The following is a 1,402-nucleotide window of genomic DNA, read 5'->3' as shown; positions in this document are numbered from 1 at the left end:
CTACCTGGTTCCCTATGGGAGTCAGATTATTGGTGAAATATTGAGGAGCCTACTCGCTACCAACAAAATGCGATCGCATAATCACGACTAACCTGGCTATGACATACTGAAGCGATACCCCCAAACAACTTTTCAACTGGTGACTTGTTTCGTCATCTCTCGCTGATACCTACATAATCCTAGAGAATTGATTCCCCATCGAAACCGATACCTACATACCGCTAGACAAGTCTCCAATTTTTGGTGGTAATCATCCCAGGCGGAACCCAGTACCCCTAATAAAGCACTAAGCCAAAATCTTAACCCGTCTATTGTGGGTAAACTAGGGGGGTAAGCATATAAATAATTTTCGATATCGTATTTTCGATATCGAAAACAGATAATATGAATGAACCCCTACAGTCAGAAACCATAGGGGACATTTAAGTTATTGGGGTAGCTGTTAGGTGTTAGGGTTTAGGTTGACCCCATGTATTAAGTAAACAATTATAGACCTCTGAGTTAATTAACCCAGGAAGTTGATTAAAACCGTCTAAGTTACTTTTAACCCATAACACTTCAGTTCGTTTCTTTTTTACGTCTTTCTTGTGACTAGCGGACATGACTGTATTTATTTCTATTTTTTGTGTAAATGATTGAGGTTCAATCATCTGATGATAATTCGATACAATGTAATTGCCTGTTATGCAATCTAATGTATGACATAGTTTTGTCCAATCTTTAATCGTGTAGCCGCTATAGTGACCTTGTGTACTACCGGAATAAGGCGGGTCACAATAGAATAGTGTATTAGGTGAATCCCACCTTTCAATACACTTAATAGCATCCTCGCAGGAAATGTAAACCTTTTCTAACCTTTCCAACGCTTCAGATAGCCTAGCTTTTTTATTTGTGAATGTCATCGCTCGGTTTTCGCTTTTTTTACTGAAACCCCACCCCTGCCTAGCGTTGGCAAATGATTGGTTGATATTGACATAGTATGCCCAAGCTTTTTCAATGTCTGAAAAGCCTTCCGGTTGTTTACATATTGCTTGAGATTTTCTGTAGTCAGATTGACTATATAATGTAGCTTGAATTTCATTATTAAGTTCAATAGGGTATTTTTTGGCTACTCTATACAAGTTGATTAAAAGGTTGCTTGTATCGTTAATGCACTCTCTATAATCGTGTTGATTGGTTACGGTAGGTAATGGTTTTAAAAATAACAAAGTAGCTCCACCGGAAAAATGTTCTACATATATTTTGTGTGGTGGTAAATATTGCAATATTTTAGAACCTATTCGTTGCTTTCCCCCGTAATAACTTAGTAAAGGTTTCATTGTTGTGATTTCATTAATTAATAATTGATGTTAGGGTTTTCTCCAACCATCATCATCAATATCATCTCTGTTAATTGGAAGAG

The 1,402-nt window shown here is 37.2% G+C and carries 1 protein-coding gene; it reads right to left on the bottom strand.

Features of this window, described 5'->3' with window-relative positions:
• Positions 1-449 precede the first annotated feature (449 nt).
• Positions 450-1,319: a DNA adenine methylase gene (locus tag P5674_RS24735; protein ID WP_190490193.1), complete on the bottom strand. Its 870-nt coding sequence runs from the start codon at positions 1,317-1,319 to the stop codon at positions 450-452.
• Positions 1,320-1,402: the final 83 nt, after the last annotated feature.

Source organism: Limnospira sp. PMC 289.06 (genome assembly GCF_032350395.1).
Classification (GTDB): Bacteria; Cyanobacteriota; Cyanobacteriia; order Cyanobacteriales; family Microcoleaceae; genus Limnospira; species Limnospira platensis.
Note: the sequence above shows the minus strand (reverse complement) of the source record. Positions and strands in the feature narration are given on the sequence as shown.